At 61.8% G+C, this 15,725-nt stretch carries 12 protein-coding genes; 5 read left to right on the forward strand and 7 right to left on the reverse strand.

All coding sequences use genetic code 11. The annotated features are described in order from the left end of the window. The first annotated feature begins 260 nt into the window (after positions 1–260). Positions 261–1,292 carry a sterol desaturase family protein gene (locus AC3WRD_RS20575; RefSeq protein WP_102621875.1) on the forward strand — a complete coding sequence of 344 codons (1,032 nt, stop codon included), beginning with the start codon at positions 261–263 and terminating at the stop codon, positions 1,290–1,292. Here AC3WRD_RS20575 and AC3WRD_RS20580 read toward each other — a convergent pair. Further along, complete coding sequence (locus tag AC3WRD_RS20580; RefSeq protein ID WP_102621874.1) at positions 1,273–1,716, reverse strand: GFA family protein; 444 nt, start codon at positions 1,714–1,716, stop codon at positions 1,273–1,275. The genes AC3WRD_RS20575 and AC3WRD_RS20580 overlap by 20 nt on opposite strands. 127 nt (positions 1,717–1,843) lie before the next feature. On the opposite strand from AC3WRD_RS20580, the gene AC3WRD_RS20585 reads away from it, so the two are divergent. Next, complete coding sequence (locus tag AC3WRD_RS20585) at positions 1,844–2,734, forward strand: LysR family transcriptional regulator (protein WP_102621873.1); 891 nt, start codon at positions 1,844–1,846, stop codon at positions 2,732–2,734. 103 nt (positions 2,735–2,837) lie between these two features. Continuing rightward, positions 2,838–3,851 (forward strand): ABC transporter substrate-binding protein, encoded by a 1,014-nt coding sequence (locus AC3WRD_RS20590; RefSeq protein ID WP_102621872.1) that lies wholly within the window; start codon positions 2,838–2,840, stop codon positions 3,849–3,851. Between the two features lie 60 nt (positions 3,852–3,911). Here the strand turns inward: AC3WRD_RS20590 and AC3WRD_RS20595 are convergent, their stop codons facing one another. Then, positions 3,912–4,109: a helix-turn-helix transcriptional regulator gene (locus AC3WRD_RS20595; RefSeq protein WP_096820557.1), complete on the reverse strand. Its 198-nt coding sequence runs from the start codon at positions 4,107–4,109 to the stop codon at positions 3,912–3,914. Further along, the gene (locus tag AC3WRD_RS20600) at positions 4,106–4,480 is read right to left on the reverse strand and encodes a hypothetical protein (protein ID WP_102621871.1); all 375 of its coding nucleotides are present in this window, start codon (positions 4,478–4,480) and stop codon (positions 4,106–4,108) included. Before AC3WRD_RS20600 ends, AC3WRD_RS20595 begins: the two co-directional genes overlap by 4 nt. Positions 4,481–4,746: 266 nt before the next feature. Here AC3WRD_RS20600 and AC3WRD_RS20605 point away from each other — a divergent pair, with 266 nt between their 5' ends. After that, positions 4,747–5,163 carry an organic hydroperoxide resistance protein gene (locus AC3WRD_RS20605; protein WP_085733053.1) on the forward strand — a complete coding sequence of 139 codons (417 nt, stop codon included), beginning with the start codon at positions 4,747–4,749 and terminating at the stop codon, positions 5,161–5,163. Between the two features lie 83 nt (positions 5,164–5,246). On the opposite strand, the gene AC3WRD_RS20610 is transcribed toward AC3WRD_RS20605, so the two are convergent. The 4 genes from AC3WRD_RS20610 to AC3WRD_RS20625 form a co-directional block, all read right to left on the reverse strand. Continuing rightward, complete coding sequence (locus AC3WRD_RS20610; RefSeq protein WP_096820559.1) at positions 5,247–5,726, reverse strand: copper chaperone PCu(A)C; 480 nt, start codon at positions 5,724–5,726, stop codon at positions 5,247–5,249. Next, positions 5,726–6,331, reverse strand: a complete 606-nt coding sequence (locus AC3WRD_RS20615; protein ID WP_102622132.1) for an SCO family protein — start codon at positions 6,329–6,331, stop codon at positions 5,726–5,728. The genes AC3WRD_RS20610 and AC3WRD_RS20615 overlap by 1 nt, the downstream gene beginning before the upstream one ends. A 156-nt stretch (positions 6,332–6,487) precedes the next feature. Next, complete coding sequence (locus AC3WRD_RS20620) at positions 6,488–7,900, reverse strand: efflux transporter outer membrane subunit (protein ID WP_102622131.1); 1,413 nt, start codon at positions 7,898–7,900, stop codon at positions 6,488–6,490. Positions 7,901–7,962: 62 nt separating this feature from the next. After that, positions 7,963–8,757 carry a helix-turn-helix transcriptional regulator gene (locus tag AC3WRD_RS20625; RefSeq protein WP_096820562.1) on the reverse strand — a complete coding sequence of 265 codons (795 nt, stop codon included), beginning with the start codon at positions 8,755–8,757 and terminating at the stop codon, positions 7,963–7,965. Positions 8,758–9,249: 492 nt separating this feature from the next. Here AC3WRD_RS20625 and AC3WRD_RS20630 point away from each other — a divergent pair, with 492 nt between their 5' ends. Beyond that, on the forward strand, positions 9,250–15,660 hold the full coding sequence (locus AC3WRD_RS20630; RefSeq protein ID WP_102622130.1) for a non-ribosomal peptide synthetase: 6,411 nt from the start codon (positions 9,250–9,252) through the stop codon (positions 15,658–15,660). The last annotated feature ends 65 nt before the right edge of the window (positions 15,661–15,725 follow it).

Genomic DNA, 15,725 nt, shown 5'->3' on the forward strand with positions numbered 1-15,725 from the left:
GCGCGATGATACCAAGGGTGGGCTGTCTGATCGCCCTTTTAAACGCGAAGCTGATCCGCTGTCGAACGGCTGTGCGATCACGGCGAAATGCCTGAGGCCCAGACCTGCGTTCATGTCAGGGGTGGCGGAAGGCTTTTTCCGGCGTACCGGAGCAGGGGATTAATTGTTTCAGGCTGTTTATTACGCCTTTGATCCCTTTCAGCTGCATTTGCGAAACGTTGCGATTTACAATGCCCGACCTCTGATGGAGACCAGCCTCCGTGGATGTCCTCACGCAACTCAACGCTTATCTGCACCGACTGCTGATTGAACCGGTCGCCGAGCAGTTCTTCAGCCTGTTCGATCTGAACGGTCGCATTGGCGTGGCGTTTATCTTCACGTCCTATTGCGTGGCCTATGGTCTGTTCCGCTACAGAAAATCCCGAGGCCTGACCGAGGCCCCCACCTTCTGGCAGTTCCTTGGCGGCGGTCGCGTGCATGGGCATCGCTCGGCGTGGCTGGATTATCGCTACTATTTCATCAAGGGCATTCTGCGGGTCGCGCTGGTGTTGCCGGTCGTGGCGCTGGTCGATCCGCATATCCTGCGCTCAGGCGACTACGTGCAGTTTTTCACCCGACTCTGGGGCGCCCGCGAGCAAGTCTCGGATCATCCGTCGATCGCGTTGTTGTACGGCCTCGGCGTATTTGTGTTCAGGGACTTCCTGCACTACTGGATTCACCGCGCCTTTCATTCCCGTTTTCTGTGGGAATTTCATAAGGTCCATCATTCGGCACCGGTGCTGGTGCCGGCCACCGCCAGCCGCATTCACATCGTCGAATCGATCTTCGAACGAGTCGTCATCACCGCCGGCCTTGGCGCTTTTGCCGGCGTGGTCTGGTATGCCTGTGGCGGGGAGGTCAGCCGCTACACGCTGTTCGGCGTGACCTGGCTGGCACTGATCATCAACAGCCTGGGGGCCAATCTGCGGCACAGCCATGTCTGGCTGTCGTTCGGGCCGAAGGTCGAACACGTGCTCAACAGCCCGGCCCAGCACCAGATCCACCACAGCGACGCACCGCGACATTTCAACAAGAACTTCGCGATCAACCTGTCGCTGTGGGACTGGATGTTCGGCACGTTGTACGTCACCACTTCAAAACCCGAAGTCTTGCGCTTCGGCACGGGCGAGCAAGACCGCACACGTTATCTGACGGTGTACAGCCTGATCGTCACGCCGTTTGTGGACACCGCGAAACGCTTGTCGTCGAACGCCGACGGGCTCAGAACCTGGTTCAACCAGCGTACGCCATGAGGGCTTCGCCGAAGGCCTGCGGGGTCGGGCTTTGCGGCCAGCTTGGCAGCCCCTCGGGCAGCGTCAGCCAGGGTTGTTTGTGACTGACCCAGATGTGTGCCATCGGTTGCAGTGAGCGGCTTTCATCGAGCGTGCCGGCGCGCAGAACGCTCATCCCCGGTGCGGCCGTGGTGGTGTTGCACAGACGCGTATGGCAGACACTGCACAGCTGATGTTCGGCGTGTTGCCCATTGAGATCGTAGGCATAAGTGGCCAACGGTCCGGTCAGCGTCAGGGCGTCGGTGGGCAGCAGGGCATGCAGTGCAAAGGCACTGCCGCTCCAGGTCTGGCAATCCGTGCAATGGCAGGCGTAGATGGCCGGCGGCACTTCGGTGTTCAACTGATAACGGACGGCACTGCAGCGACATTGGCCGGTGAGTGTCATGGGCAAGGCTCCTTCAACTGCGGGTTCGATGCCGGGCGCAAGGCCCGTGCGGTATGCTCGCGCAGCATGCCGCAGACCCCGGTGAATGAACATCGGCCAAAACTGCCCAACCGCTCACAGGAAATGTATGAACGCTCCACAACTTCATTGGGAAACCCAGCGCGCCTTTCTCGCGGTACTGCGCACCGGCAGTCTGTCGGGCGCCGCGCGCTTGCTGGGCATTGCCCAGGCCACGGCACGGCGGCGGATCGAGGCGCTGGAGCAGAGTGTCGGCGTCAGCCTGTTCATTCGATCACCCTCGGGGCTGTTGCCGACCGAGACTGCCAGGGAGTTGATCGGTCACGTCGAAGCCATGGCCCTGGCCGCCAATGCTTTCAACCGCGCCGCTTCCGCTGACGTGGCGCAAACCAGCGGCACCGTGCGCCTGACCGCCGGCAAGCTGTTGGGCGTCGAGATCCTGCCGCCGATGTTGCGCCGCCTGCGTCAGCAACACCCGCAATTGGCGCTGGAATTGAACGTGTCGAATCGTCTGCAAACCCTCTCACAGCAGGAGGCCGACGTAGCCGTGCGCATCCGCCGTCCGACCGAAGCTTCGGTGGTGGCGCGCAAGGTCGGCGATCTGCACGTGGGCCTCTACGTCACACCCGAATTGCTGGCGGAGCAGGGCGTGCCTGAAACGGTTGAGGACTTGCGCCGGTTTCCGCTGATCGGCCCGGATCGTCATGGGGGCGAGATCGAGTTTCTATGTGCGCGCGGCTTCGATTGTTCGGCAGAGCACACGGCCATCCGCACCGATGATCATCTGGCGCAATGGGCGGCGTTGCGCGCGGGTCTGGGGATTGGCGTGAGTTTTGGGCAACTGGCCCAGCGACATGGACTGGTGCGAGTCCTGCCCGGTCAGGTGGACTTTACGGTGGATGTGTGGATTGCAATGCATCAGGACATGCGCCGGGTTCAACGGGTTTCAGCGGTGTTCGATGGCTTGGGAGCGGACTTGCAGGCTTTTCTGGAAGCCTGATTTTCAGATGATATCAATATGCGATAACGGTATTTAAATTTCGTTTTTTATAGCGATAGAGTCCCGCCTCACAGATTTCCCAGAAAATCACTGCGAGGTTGTCATGGCCCTACCGTTCAAACGTTCTGCACTGACGCTGCTGGCGGCTTCGTTGGCTGGCGCTCTGCTCGGCAACACTGCTCAAGCCGAAGGCAAGATCAGCATCGCCCAGCAATTCGGTATCGGTTATCTGATTCTGGATGTGGTGCGCGATCAGCACCTGATCGAGAAGCACGGCAAGGCTCAGGGGCTGGACATCAAGGTCGACTGGAACAGCATTTCCGGCGCTACCGCCATGAACGAAGCGCTGCTGACCGGATCGCTGGATGTGGTCTCGGCCGGCGTGCCACCGATGCTCACTGTGTGGGATCGCACCAAGGGCAAACAGAACGTCAAGGCCATCGCTTCGCTGGGCTCGATGCCCAACTACCTGCTGACCAATAACCCGAACGTGAAAACCCTCAAGGACTTCAGCGACAAGGATCGCATCGCCGTGCCGGCGGCGGGCGTGGGTTTCCAGTCCCGCACGCTGCAGATCGAAACGGCCAAAGAATTCGGTAATGACCAATACAAGAAATTCGACGACATCTCCGTCAGCCTGCCGCACCCGGATGCCACGGCCGCGTTGATCGCCGGCGGCTCGGAAATCAACGCACATTTCTCCAGTCCGCCATTCCAGTACCAGGCGTTGCAGAATCCCAACGTGCATAAAGTGCTGAGTTCCTACGATGTGCTCGGCGGCCAGGCCACATTCAACGTGCTGTACACCACGGAAAAATTTCACGACGAAAACCCGAAAACCTACAGGGCGTTCTACGACGCACTGGTCGAGGCCGAGCAGATCATCAAGGCCGACAAGCCTGCGGCCGCACAAGCTTACATTCGTGTTGAACAGTCGAAGTTGCCGTTGGCGCTGGTGGAGAAAATCGTTACCGATCCGGAAATCGATTTCACCGTGGTACCGCAACGCACCTACATATATGCAGAGAAGTTGCAGGAGCTGGGTGTGCTGAAAAACAAGGCGGACAGCTGGAAGGATTATTTCTTTGAAGAGGCGCATGGCGGGGCGGGGAGTTGAACAGTCGTCATTTGTGAACAGTCCGCCCGGCAGCCTGTGCTGACGGGCGGACTTTTCGTATCAACTCACCGAGTCATCAAAGATGCTCTCAATCGGCATCTCGAACGCCCGGGCAATCTGGAACGCCAAAGGCAGGCTCGGGTCGTAGCGTTCGTTTTCAATCGCATTGATGGTCTGGCGCGAAACGTTCAGACGTTCGGCCAGATCCACCTGTGACCATTTGCGCTCGGCGCGCAGTTCCTTGAGGCGGTTCTTCATTGGTAGCGGCGCCGGGCGATGCGCAGGCCGATCATCCACATCGCGCCCATCACCGGCCAGACCCACAACCACGGGATATGCGGGGCGCCCACCGTTTCCAGAAAACCGTAAGTGAAGGTCAGCAGGGCCGATGCGGCGAATGCAAAGCCGAGGGCTTCGAACTGGATACGCAGGTACATTTCGTCGAGACGTCGCATGTCGCGTACGACCGTCCAGCAGAACAAGCCGACCGGAATCATGGGTATCAGCACAATGACGCCGCGCAGGTAAGCGTTGGCATGCGCCAGATAAATCAGCGCGGATTGCGATGCCAGCAGCACCACTGCGTACAGGACCATTGCCGCAGCCATCTCTCGGTTGAATCGGTTCATGTCCAAACTCCTATGTAAAAGACGCTTTACATAGTCGCTTAAGATATTTCCGATGTAAAGCATGCTTTCCATAAGGGTCGTGCCCGATCACTTCTCTGCATTCATTGGCCGGATAACGAAGGCGGTTGCCCGCACGTCCGTTGCCCGGGTGAGCAATAAACCCGCGTCTATAGTGAGAGGGCTGTGTGAAACGGGTTGGCGCACCTCAAGGCTGCGACGGGAGGCGCCGAGTGAACAATCTGCTGTTATTCATTCAGGAGATCGCCATGAGCCAGATCGAAAAAGTCCTCTACACCGCAAAGACCCACACCACCGGCGGACGTGACGGGGCGTCGCGCAGTTCCGACGGGATTCTCGATGTGAAGCTATCGTCCCCCGGCACCAACGGCGGTGGGACCAATCCGGAACAACTGTTCGCCGCCGGCTGGTCGGCGTGCTTCATCGGCGCGATGAAAGCGGTGGCGGGGCAACAGAAAATCAGCCTGCCAGCGGACCTGGCGGTGGATGCCGAAGTAGACCTGGGCACCAACTCGGGAGGGTATCTGTTGCAGGCACGTCTCAATGTGAGCCTGCCGGGCATGGAACGCGGCGCGGCGCAGCAACTGGTGGATGCGGCGCATCAGGTGTGCCCGTACTCCAAGGCCACGCGCAACAATATCGAAGTCGAGTTGAAACTGGTCTGACATCCAGATGCAAACGGGGCGGCATGATCGTCGATCATGCCGCCCCGTTTGTTTTTTGAAGCCCTAAATCTGTCAGACAGCGATCAATGCATCTTGCTGTGATCGTGGCCTTCCATGTTGGTCAGCGAGCGCACCGGCGCCTGGACTTCGATGGCTTGTTTCTCGCCCTTGGCGTTTTCGACGGTCAGGGTCAGCGGCACGTTGTCGCCTTCCTTCAGTTGACCGTTCAGGCCCATCAGCATCACGTGGTAGCCGTTCGGATCGAACTTCACAGCCTTGCCGGCCGGCAGGTCGACCGAGTTGACCGGGCCCATGCTCATGACGTCGTTCTTCATGGTCATTTCGTGAATCTGCACATCTTTGGCCACCGGCGATGCAACGCTGAGCAGCTTGCTGTCGCTGTCGGCGGTGACGGTCATGAACGCGCCGCTGGCCGACTGGTTTGGCACGGTTGCACGGACCCAGGCGTCATCGACCTTGGTCTGCGCCGAAACCTGGAAAGCCAGGCCCAGCAGGGACAGGCCCAGAGCAGCACGTTTGATGTTGTTCAGAAAAGGGTTCATCAGCAGACCTCCATGACGGTAAGCAAGTCTTCCGTACACTCTTGTGCAGAAAGCGATTGGGACAGACCCACGCGCAGGTTGCCGCGGGTGTCGTAGACATAACTGGTAGACGTGTGCGACAGGGTGTAGGTGTCGCCGGCAGGGACTTTTTCGTAGAAGACGTCGAATTCCTTGGCGGTGGCCTTGGTTTCCTCAAGGGTGCCGTACAGGGCGACGAAGCTCGGGTCGAAGGTCTTGACGTAGGCGTCGAGGATTTGCGGCGTGTCGCGTTCCGGGTCGAGGGTGATGAACACCACTTGCAGGATGTCGCCATCCTTGCCCATCAGCTTCTTGATTTTTGCCGCGCGGGCCAGTGTCGTCGGGCAGACGGCCGGGCACTGGGTGAAACCGAAGAAGATCATCGGCATCAGGCCGCGAAAGCTCGACAGCGTCACGGTGTTGCCTTCAGTGTCCTTGAGCTTGAAGGTGCGTCCGAGGATCTTGTCACTCAGATCCTTGCCGTACTTGTACGACAGTTGGCCACGGGTGTCGCAGCCGGCGAGCAGGCCCAGACCGAGCACGCCCATTCCCGCAAGCACCTTGCGGCGAGTCAACAAAGCCGTCATCTAATACCGCCCTTTGCAGCCCGCCGGTCAGCAAGACAGGCGGGGGGTTAACCGTAAAAGCGGCGCATGATACCAAAATGAACCGCCAGGTCGGTTTTTGATCACCAACCAATGTCGGATCGGGCGACAAAAGGTGTAAGAAAAAATGACCTGCGGTTATTGCGGAGACGATTCAACCGGACTCCAGCTGCCGCCCAGCGCGGTGTACAGGTTCACTTGCGCCACCAGTTGCGCCAATCGGTCAGTGATCAAGCCTTGCTGGGAGCTGAACAGCGAACGCTGGGCATCGAGGAACGTCAGGCTGCTGTCGACGCCGGTCTGATAGCGGTGCTGCGCCATGTCGTAATAGTCCTGGGTCGCCTGCACCAGATCACGCTGGGCCTGGAGTTGTTGCTGGTAGGTCTGGCGCGCCGCGAGTCCGTCGGACACTTCCTGGAAGGCGGTCTGAATGGTCTTTTCGTACTCGGCGACGCTGATGTCCTTCTGCAATTTCGCGTAATCCAGACTGGCGCGCAGGCTGCCGGCGTTGAAGATCGGCAGGCTGATCTGCGGCTGGAACGTCCAGGCGCCGGAGCCGCCCTTGAACAGCCCCGACAGGTCGCGACTGGAAGTGCCGGCGTTGGCGGTCAGGCTGACACTGGGAAAGAACGCCGCCCGGGCCGCGCCGATGTTGGCATTGGCCGCCTTGAGCTTGTATTCGGCCTGGAGAATGTCCGGCCGGCGCTGCAACAGGTCCGACGGCAACCCGGCCGGCACTTGCGCCACCAGATCACTGTCCAGCGGACGTGCCGGCAGAGTTTCAGGAACCGGCGCGCCGACCAGCAGTGTCAGGCTGTTCAAGTCCTGGGCGACCTGGCGTTGATAGCGGGCGAGGCTGGCGCGGGTGCTGTCGACGCTGGTCTGCGCCTGGATCTGATCCAGCGCCGAGGACTTGCCGGCCTCGCGGTTGCGCGTGGTCAGACGCAGGCTTTTCTCGTCGGCAGCGAGGGTTTCTCGGGCCAGGGCCAGCAACTCCTGGTCGGCGCGCCAGGTCAGGTAGGCATTGGCGACGTTGGCCACCAGGCTCAGTTGCGCACTGCGCCGGGCTTCTTCGGTGGCCAGCCAGCTCATCAACGCCTGATCGCTGAGGCTGCGCACCCGGCCGAAGAAATCCAGTTCGTAGGCGCTGATGCCAAGGTTGGCGGAGTAGGTCGACGTGATCGCCGCTTTGGTTTTGGTCACGCTCGCCGGCACCCGCTGGCGCAGTTCGTTGGCATTGGCCGAGACCGCCGGCAGCAGATCGGCGCGCTGAATGCGGTACTTCGCCTGGAACGCCTCGACGTTCAGCGCGGCGACCCGCAAGTCGCGGTTATTGACCAGCGCGCTCTCAATCAACTGTTGCAACGCCGGGTCATTGAACAATCCGCGCCAGTCCTCGACCGCGCTGGTGGCCTGGGTTGGCGCAGGGTAGGCGGGGCCTTTTGGATACTGCGCCGCACTGGGCGACGCGGGCTGCTGGTAGTCGGGAATCAGCGAGCAGCCGCCCATCAGCAACGCCATGGACAGCAGGGAGATCGGCAACCTGGACATCAAACAGCCTCGTTCACGAATGAGAGCGGGCGCCGGGCGCCCATGATGAGAGAAACGCCGGATCAGGCCCCGGCCATCCATTTCGCCAGACCGTGACGACCACTGACCCCGAGCTTGGCGGCCGCGCGCTTGAGGTAGGTCTCGACCGAGCTGTTCTTGACCCGCAACCGCTCGGCCATCTGCGGCACGGTGCCGCCGGTCAGCAAGCCCAGGCAGACTTCCTTCTCGCGCACTGACAGGGTGATGTCGCCCAGCGCCAGGCGTTCGTCGAACACCTGTTGCAACGGTGTCTGCTCCTGATCGGCCTGGAGCGGGCGCGGTTGTCGGGCGACGATTTGCCGACGGATCTGCGCGTGACGCTCGATCAACGGCAGCAGGGTGTCGGACAGGCTTTTGAGAAACGACAGTTCCGGCAGGGAAAACACCCGGTGCGTGTGAGGGCGACAGAACGAGATGACACAGCGGCGGTTGGAGGTGCGTGACACCAGATTGCACTGATGGACGCTGCGGTGCGGGTGTCGTTGCTGCAGCGAAGCTTTGAGTTGAATCAGCAGCGAGTCATTCATCTCGATCATCTTCTGCAACAGCGGATGATCGTCCTGGCATTGCAGGGGATCCGGGGGCGGGAAGGTATCCGGCAAACCGGCGCTGCCCAATGCCTTGATCTCGACCACGCTGGCCTCGCGCTCGTCGAGTGTCCATTCGCTGAGATCCACCCGGTTGACCGGCACCAGGGTGTCGACCAACTGAAACATGTTCGTGGCGAAACGCTCGTTCCCCGTGCTGGCGATCAACTCGCCCAGCTGCCAATAGAAGTGCGGGTTGTCCATGTTGCGAAGACTGCCGGTCAGATTCATATCCTTGTCATCCTTGATTTAAAGCCATTGCCGAATCGTCTGCCGTGCATGCACCTGTGAAGCCGCCACCCAATCATTTCTCCTTGAAATCGATCTGGAGCGGGATTTAAGCCTATGCATTTGTCCTACGTCTGTAGGGGAAAACGGGGACACAAAGTGCCACTATTTCCGGATTAATGGCGCCACGTTTCTGTCAGTCCTAGGGTGACAAGCCTGTAGGACGTGACTGTACGGTCTAGCGGAAACCCCGAAAACCGGGGTTCAGAGCGCCGTTTCCCAGCATTGCGAAGTCGTAGTCAGCGCAGGTGGATGGCGATTGTCCTACAGGATTTTCAGTCATTTCTTTCCGAACTTTTGGTGGGATGGCCGGCCAGTCGAGGCCTGTCAGCCCGCAGGGCAGGGCAAAGAGGGGGGAGTTGTCCGGGTTTCACGTGTCATGCGGGTTTCGGGGCCGATGCTTGAATACGCGCCAAATCACATGAGACGGATCTTATGAACCAATTTGCTGCCGATGCGGCGGACGGTCTGTCCGCGATTTCCGAGGCCTTCCCGCTGACTGCCGCCCAGAGCGACATCTGGCTCGATCAACTGCGTCAGGGGGATTCACCGCTGTACAACATCGGCGGCTACGTCGAGCTGACCGGCCCACTGGATCCGGCGCTGATGCAGGCGGCTCTGGAAGGTCTCGTGGCCCGGCACGACGCCATGCGCACGATTCTGTTGCCGGGCGCCGGCCAGCACGGCTTGCCCCTGCAGCGCTTTGCGCAGTCCTTGCCGGCCCCGATGCCGATCCATGACGTTTGCACGCAGCCCGATCCACAGTCTTCGGCACGCAGGCTGATTCAGGAGCGCATCGAGCAGCCGTTCACGCTGGACGGCGGGCCGTTGTTCCGGTTTCTTCTGATCCGTCTCGATGCCGATCATCATTGGCTGTCGATCCTCGCCCATCACCTGATCGTCGACGGCTGGGGTTTCGGCGAGATGCTCAAGTCGCTGGACGAGATCTATAACGCGTTGGCGCTTGGGCAACAGCCGCCGGACTCGGCACCGTCCTATGTTGATTTCATCCATGACGATGCGCGCTATCACCAGTCGGCCCGTTATACCCACGACCGGACGTACTGGCTGGACAAGTACCGCGACCTTCCCGAGCCGTTATTGCTGCCCCGATATCAGGAACGCTTTGCCGGTGCCCCGGCCCCGACCCGGATTTTCTCCCACGCCTTTCCCGCACGACTGCACGAACGCATGAAACACGTGGCCCGCGAATACGGCGGCTCGGCGTTCCATGTGTTGCTGGCAGCCTTGCACGTGTATTTCAGTCGCACCGCCCAGCGTGACGAATGGGTGGTGGGCGTGCCGCTGCTCAACCGTTCCGGTGCCCGGTTCAAGTCCACGCTCGGGCTGTTCACTCAGGTCAGCGCAGTGCGGATGGGTTTTGGCCGGGAACTGTCGTTCGGTCAGTTGATCACGGCGATCCGCGACGAATTGAAGCGCGATTTCCGTCATCAGCGTTTTCCGCTGAGCGAAATGAATCGTGCATTGGGCCTGCTGCGCGAGGATCGCTCCCAACTGTTCGAACTGACGGTGTCCTACGAGCAGGATGTTCACGAGTACCGCTACGGCGAGGCTCAGGCGCGGGTCATCAAGGTCTCAAACCACGAGGAGGGCACGCCGCTGGCGGTGCATTTGCTCAGCACCCTCAACAACGACAAAGACAGTTTGTACATGGTGTACAACGAAGCCTATTTTGGCGCCGAGGAGATCGAAGCGCTGTCCGGGCGCCTGTTGCTGGTGCTGGAACAGGGCCTGGAGAATGTTGACCTGGCGCTGGATGATTTCAATCTGAGCCTGCCAGTCGAATCGGCGTTGCTGCAGCAGTGGAATGACACGCGCGCGGATTACCCCAACGAGTTGACCATCCATCAGCGCATCGAAGCGCAAGCGGCGGCGCGGCCAGAGGCGGTGGCCGCAGAGTTTCAGGGACAACGGCTGACCTATGCCGAGCTGAACCGAAAGGCCAACGCCCTGGCCCATCACTTGATCGGGCTCGGTGTACGGCCCGATGACCGCGTGGCGCTGGTTGCCCGCCGAGGGCTGGACACGCTGGTCGCGCTGCTGGCGATCCTCAAATCCGGCGCCGGTTACGTGCCGGTTGATCCGGCCCATCCTGCGGAGCGCTTGAGCTATTTATTGCGCGACAGCGCTCCGGTCGTCGTCTTGACCCAGCGCGATCTGCGCGAACGGCTGCCGGTGCTGAATGTGCCAGTGATCGACATTGACGCGCGCATCTGGCCGGTCAACGATCTCAACCCCGAGGTCTCGGGCCTGGCCACCGCGCATCTGGCCTACGTGATCTACACCTCCGGTTCCACCGGCCAGCCCAAAGGCGTGATGGTCGAACATCAGACCCTGTCGAATCTGGTCGACTGGCACTGCTCAGCCTTCGATCTGTGCACCGGTCGCCACACCTCGAGCCTCGCCGGCTTCGGTTTCGACGCCATGGCCTGGGAAGTCTGGCCCGCGCTGTGTGCCGGTGCGACCCTGCACCTGGCGCCGTCCCGCGACGGGGGCGAAGACATCGACGCGCTGCTCGACTGGTGGCGTGCGCAACCGCTGGACGTGAGTTTCCTGCCGACCCCGATTGCCGAATACGCGTTCAGTCGCCACCTTGAACACCCGACCCTGCGCACGCTGCTGATCGGCGGTGATCGCCTGCGCCAGTTCAATCGCGAGCAGACGTTCGCGGTGATCAACAACTATGGCCCGACCGAAGCGACGGTGGTCGCCACCTCGGGTCGAATCGAACCGGGTCGGACGCTGCACATCGGCAAACCCGTGAGCAATGCCACGACCTATCTGCTGGATGACCGACAGCGTCCGGTGCCGATTGGTGTGGCCGGTGAGTTGTACGTCGGTGGCGCCGGGGTGGCGCGGGGTTACTTCAACCGTCCGGAGTTGACTGCCGAGCGCTTTCTCGACGATCCATTCAGCAACCAGCCAAACGCGCGGATGTACCGCACCGGCGACCTCGCGCGCTGGCGCCCGGACGGCAACATCGAATACCTGGGCCGCAACGACGATCAGGTGAAAATCCGTGGCGTGCGCATCGAGCCCGGTGAAATCGAAGCCGCGTTGAGCAGCCATGAATCGGTGCGCGATGCGGTGGTGCAGGTGCGCGACGGGCAGTTACTGGCCTGGTTCACCGAACGCCAGCCGCTGGACATCACGCAACTGCATGCCCATCTGCAAACCCGTCTGCCGAGTGCGATGCTGCCTTCGGCCTACGTGCGCCTGGCGGTGCTGCCCCTGACGGCCAACGGCAAGCTGGATCGCCAGGCGTTGCCGGCACCGGGACCTGAGGCGTTGATCCGCCGCGAATATGAAGCCCCGCAAGGCGATGTCGAAATCCTCCTGGCGCAGATCTGGGCCGAGGTGCTGCAAGTCGAAAAGGTCGGGCGTCACGATCACTTCTTCGAGCTGGGCGGGCATTCGTTGCTGGCGGTCAACCTGATCGAGCGCATGCGTCAGCTCGGCATGAGCAGCGATGTGCGGGTGTTGTTCGGCCAGCCGACTTTGGCGGCACTGGCCGCGTCGGTGGGCACTGGCCGAGAGGTCGAAGTGCCGGCCAACCGCATTCCGCCGGGCTGCACGCAAATCACGCCGGACCTGTTGCCGTTGGTAGAACTGGATCAGACCACTCTCGACCGGATCATCGCCACGGTGCCGGGTGGGGCTGCCAACGTGCAGGACATTTATCCGCTGGCGCCGTTGCAGGAAGGCATCCTTTATCACCACATCACCGCCGCGCAGGGTGATCCGTACCTGCTGCAATCGCAGCTGGCGTTCGACAGCGTCGAGCGGGTCGAGGCCTATGCGGCCGCGTTGCGTCAGGTCATGGCGCGGCACGATATCCTGCGCACCGCGGTGGTCTGGGAAGGTTTGACCACTCCGGTGCAGGTGGTCTGGCGCGAAGCCGATCTGCCGGTGCAGGAAATCACCCTCGATCCGGCCGAGGGCGATGTCCTCGCGCAACTGCATGAGCGTTTCGATGCCCGTCGTTATCGCATCGACGTCAGTCAGGCGCCGCTGATCCGGCTGATGTATGCCCGCGACCCGGCCCACGGGCGGATCGTGGCGATTCTGTTGTTCCACCACTTGGCGCTGGATCACATCGCGCTGGAAGTCTTGCGTCATGAAATGCGCGCCAACCTGTTGGGGCAGGGCGAACCGTTGCCGCCGGCGGTGCCGTACCGCAATTACGTGGCGCAGACACGACTGGGCGTCAGCGAGCAAGAACACGAAGCGTTTTTCCGCGAGATGCTCGCCGACATCGACGAGCCGACGTTGCCGTTCAGTTTGCAGGACGTGCAAGGCGACGGTCGCGGCATCGACGAAGCCGTGCGAACGCTTGCGCCTGAACTGGACCGGCGCTTGCGCCTTCAGGCGCGGCAGGCAGGCGTCAGCGTGGCCAGCCTGATTCACCTGGCCTGGGCGCAGGTGCTGGCGGCGACGTCGGGGCAGGAACATGTGGTGTTCGGCACAGTGTTTATGGGCCGTATGCAGGGCGGTGAAGGCGCGGACCGCGCGCTGGGGGTGTTCATCAACACCTTGCCATTGCGGGTGGACATGGACCGGGGCGCGCGCGATGCGGTGCTGCTCACCCACGCCCGACTGACCGACTTGCTCGGGCACGAACATGCGTCACTGGCGCTGGCCCAGCGTTGCAGCGGGGTCGCGTCACCGGCACCGCTGTTCAGTGCGTTGCTCAACTATCGACATACTGACCTTGAGGCGCAGGAAGCGGCGTCGGACCAAGCCTGGCAAGGCATCCAGACCCTGGAGAACGAAGAACGCACCAACTACCCGATGACCTTGAGTGTCGATGATCTGGGCAGTGCCTTGCAGATCACCACGCGGACCCTGATCAGCATCGGCGCCCAGCGCATCGGCGACTATGTGCAGACTGCGTTGCAGACGCTGGTGGATGCCCTGGAGCAGACACCACAACAACCGCTGAATCGCTTGCCGATTCTGCCGGCGGCGGAGCTTGAGCAGCTGCTGGTCGGGTTCAATGCCAGCGAAGTCGATTGCCCGCTCGATCAGCCGCTTCAGGTGCTGTTCGAACAGCAGGCGCAACGCAGACCCGACGCCATTGCCTTGCAGGCCGGGGATAAACAGCTGACGTATCGCCAATTGAACGAACAGGCCAACCGCTTGGCGCATCATCTGCGCGAGCAGGGTGTGCAGCCCGATTCTCGGGTGGCGATCTGTGTCGAGCGCAGCCAGGACCTGGTGATCGGCCTGCTCGGCATTCTCAAGGCCGGCGGTGCGTATGTGCCGCTGGACCCGGACTATCCGCTGGAACGCCTGCATTACATGTTGCAGGACAGCGCGCCGGTGGCGGTGCTGGTGCACGAAGCCACCCGCCATCTGCTGGGCGATCCGGGCGTGCCGGTCATCGATTTCGACCGTTGCACTTGGCAGGACGCGTCGGCCGATAACCTGCACGTACCGGGGTTGAGCGCTGCGAACCTGGCCTACATGATCTACACCTCCGGCTCCACCGGCACGCCGAAGGGCGTGATGATCGAGCACCGAAGCGCCTGCAACATGGTGCACTGGGGCTCGCAGATCAGCCCGCCGACCGAGCACGGCGCGCTGTTGCAGAAGGCGCCGTTCAGCTTCGACAGTTCGGTGTGGGAGATCTTCTGGCCGCTGTGTTCCGGCCTGCGGCTGGTGCTGGCGCGTCCCGACGGCAACCGCGATTCGGCGTATGTGACCCAGGTGATTCGTGAACGACAGATCACCGTGGTCAAGTTCGTACCAGCGCTGCTGCAACAGTTCATCGAACAGGACGATGTCAGCCAGTGCACCAGCCTGACCGACGTGCTCAACGGTGGCGGCGAACTGACCGCCGCACTGGCCCGGCGTGTCCGCGAGCGCCTGCCATGGGTGCGTCTGCATAACGTCTACGGCCCGACCGAAACCACGGTCGACAGCACCGGCTGGACGCTTGAACCCGATCAATCGGTACCAGAGGCCGTAGTGCCGATCGGCAAGGCCCTGAGCAACACCCGGCTCTATGTGCTGGACGCCCACGATCAACCGGTGCCATTCGGCGTCAGCGGTCACCTGCACATCGGCGGGGTCGGGGTCGCGCGGGGGTATCTGGGGTTGTCGGACATGCAGGCCGAGCGCTTCATCGACAGCCCGTTCGTGGCCGGTGATCGCCTGTACCGCACCGGCGATCTGGTGCGCTACCGAGCGGATGGCAATCTCGAATTCCTTGGGCGCAACGACTTCCAGGTCAAGCTGCGTGGCCTGCGTCTGGAACCGGGGGAAATCGAAGCGCGGCTGATCGAGCATCCAGCGGTGCGTGAAGCGGTGGTGCTGGTGCGGGATGAGCGGCTGGTGGCGTATTTCACCGTGCGTGAAGGCTTCGACGCGCCGCGCATCGAAACCTTGCGCGCCCATGTGCTGGAGCGCTTGCCGGAGTACATGGCGCCGGGCGCTTACGTGAAGCTCGATGCGTTGCCCCTGACCCCCAACGACAAGGTCGATCGCAAGGCCTTGCCGGCACCGGGGGCAGAAGCGGTGCTCAGTCGTCGTTACGAGGCGCCCGAAGGGGAGGTCGAGATCAGGCTGGCGCAGATCTGGGCCGAGGTGCTGCAACTGGAGCAGGTCGGTCGCAACGACCACTTCTTCGAACTCGGCGGGCATTCGTTGCTGGCGGTCAGTCTGGTGGCGCGCATGCGTCAGGCCGGGCTGCACGTCGATGCCCGGACGCTGTTCAGCCAGCCGACCCTGGCTGCGCTGGCGGCTCAGACTTCGGCGCAGTCAACGCAGGTGGAAGTCCCTCAAACCACCATACCGACGCTCAATCGCAAACGCCGGCTCTGAGCGACATCGGCGCCGATTCGCGGTTCCCGCGGATCGGCGGCCATGACTGATCGGTCACAGGTCTT

The organism is Pseudomonas sp. FW215-R2 (assembly GCF_058789255.1).

Coding starts and splice junctions, on each gene's coding strand:
- AC3WRD_RS20580 (WP_102621874.1), bottom strand. CDS start 1,716: ATGACACTCACCGGCCAATGTCGCTGCAGTGCCGTCCGTTATCAGTTG.
- AC3WRD_RS20585 (WP_102621873.1), top strand. CDS start 1,844: ATGAACGCTCCACAACTTCATTGGGAAACCCAGCGCGCCTTTCTCGCG.
- AC3WRD_RS20590 (WP_102621872.1), top strand. CDS start 2,838: ATGGCCCTACCGTTCAAACGTTCTGCACTGACGCTGCTGGCGGCTTCG.
- AC3WRD_RS20595 (WP_096820557.1), bottom strand. CDS start 4,109: ATGAAGAACCGCCTCAAGGAACTGCGCGCCGAGCGCAAATGGTCACAG.
- AC3WRD_RS20600 (WP_102621871.1), bottom strand. CDS start 4,480: ATGAACCGATTCAACCGAGAGATGGCTGCGGCAATGGTCCTGTACGCA.
- AC3WRD_RS20605 (WP_085733053.1), top strand. CDS start 4,747: ATGAGCCAGATCGAAAAAGTCCTCTACACCGCAAAGACCCACACCACC.
- AC3WRD_RS20610 (WP_096820559.1), bottom strand. CDS start 5,726: ATGAACCCTTTTCTGAACAACATCAAACGTGCTGCTCTGGGCCTGTCC.
- AC3WRD_RS20615 (WP_102622132.1), bottom strand. CDS start 6,331: ATGACGGCTTTGTTGACTCGCCGCAAGGTGCTTGCGGGAATGGGCGTG.
- AC3WRD_RS20620 (WP_102622131.1), bottom strand. CDS start 7,900: ATGTCCAGGTTGCCGATCTCCCTGCTGTCCATGGCGTTGCTGATGGGC.
- AC3WRD_RS20625 (WP_096820562.1), bottom strand. CDS start 8,757: ATGAATCTGACCGGCAGTCTTCGCAACATGGACAACCCGCACTTCTAT.
- AC3WRD_RS20630 (WP_102622130.1), top strand. CDS start 9,250: ATGAACCAATTTGCTGCCGATGCGGCGGACGGTCTGTCCGCGATTTCC.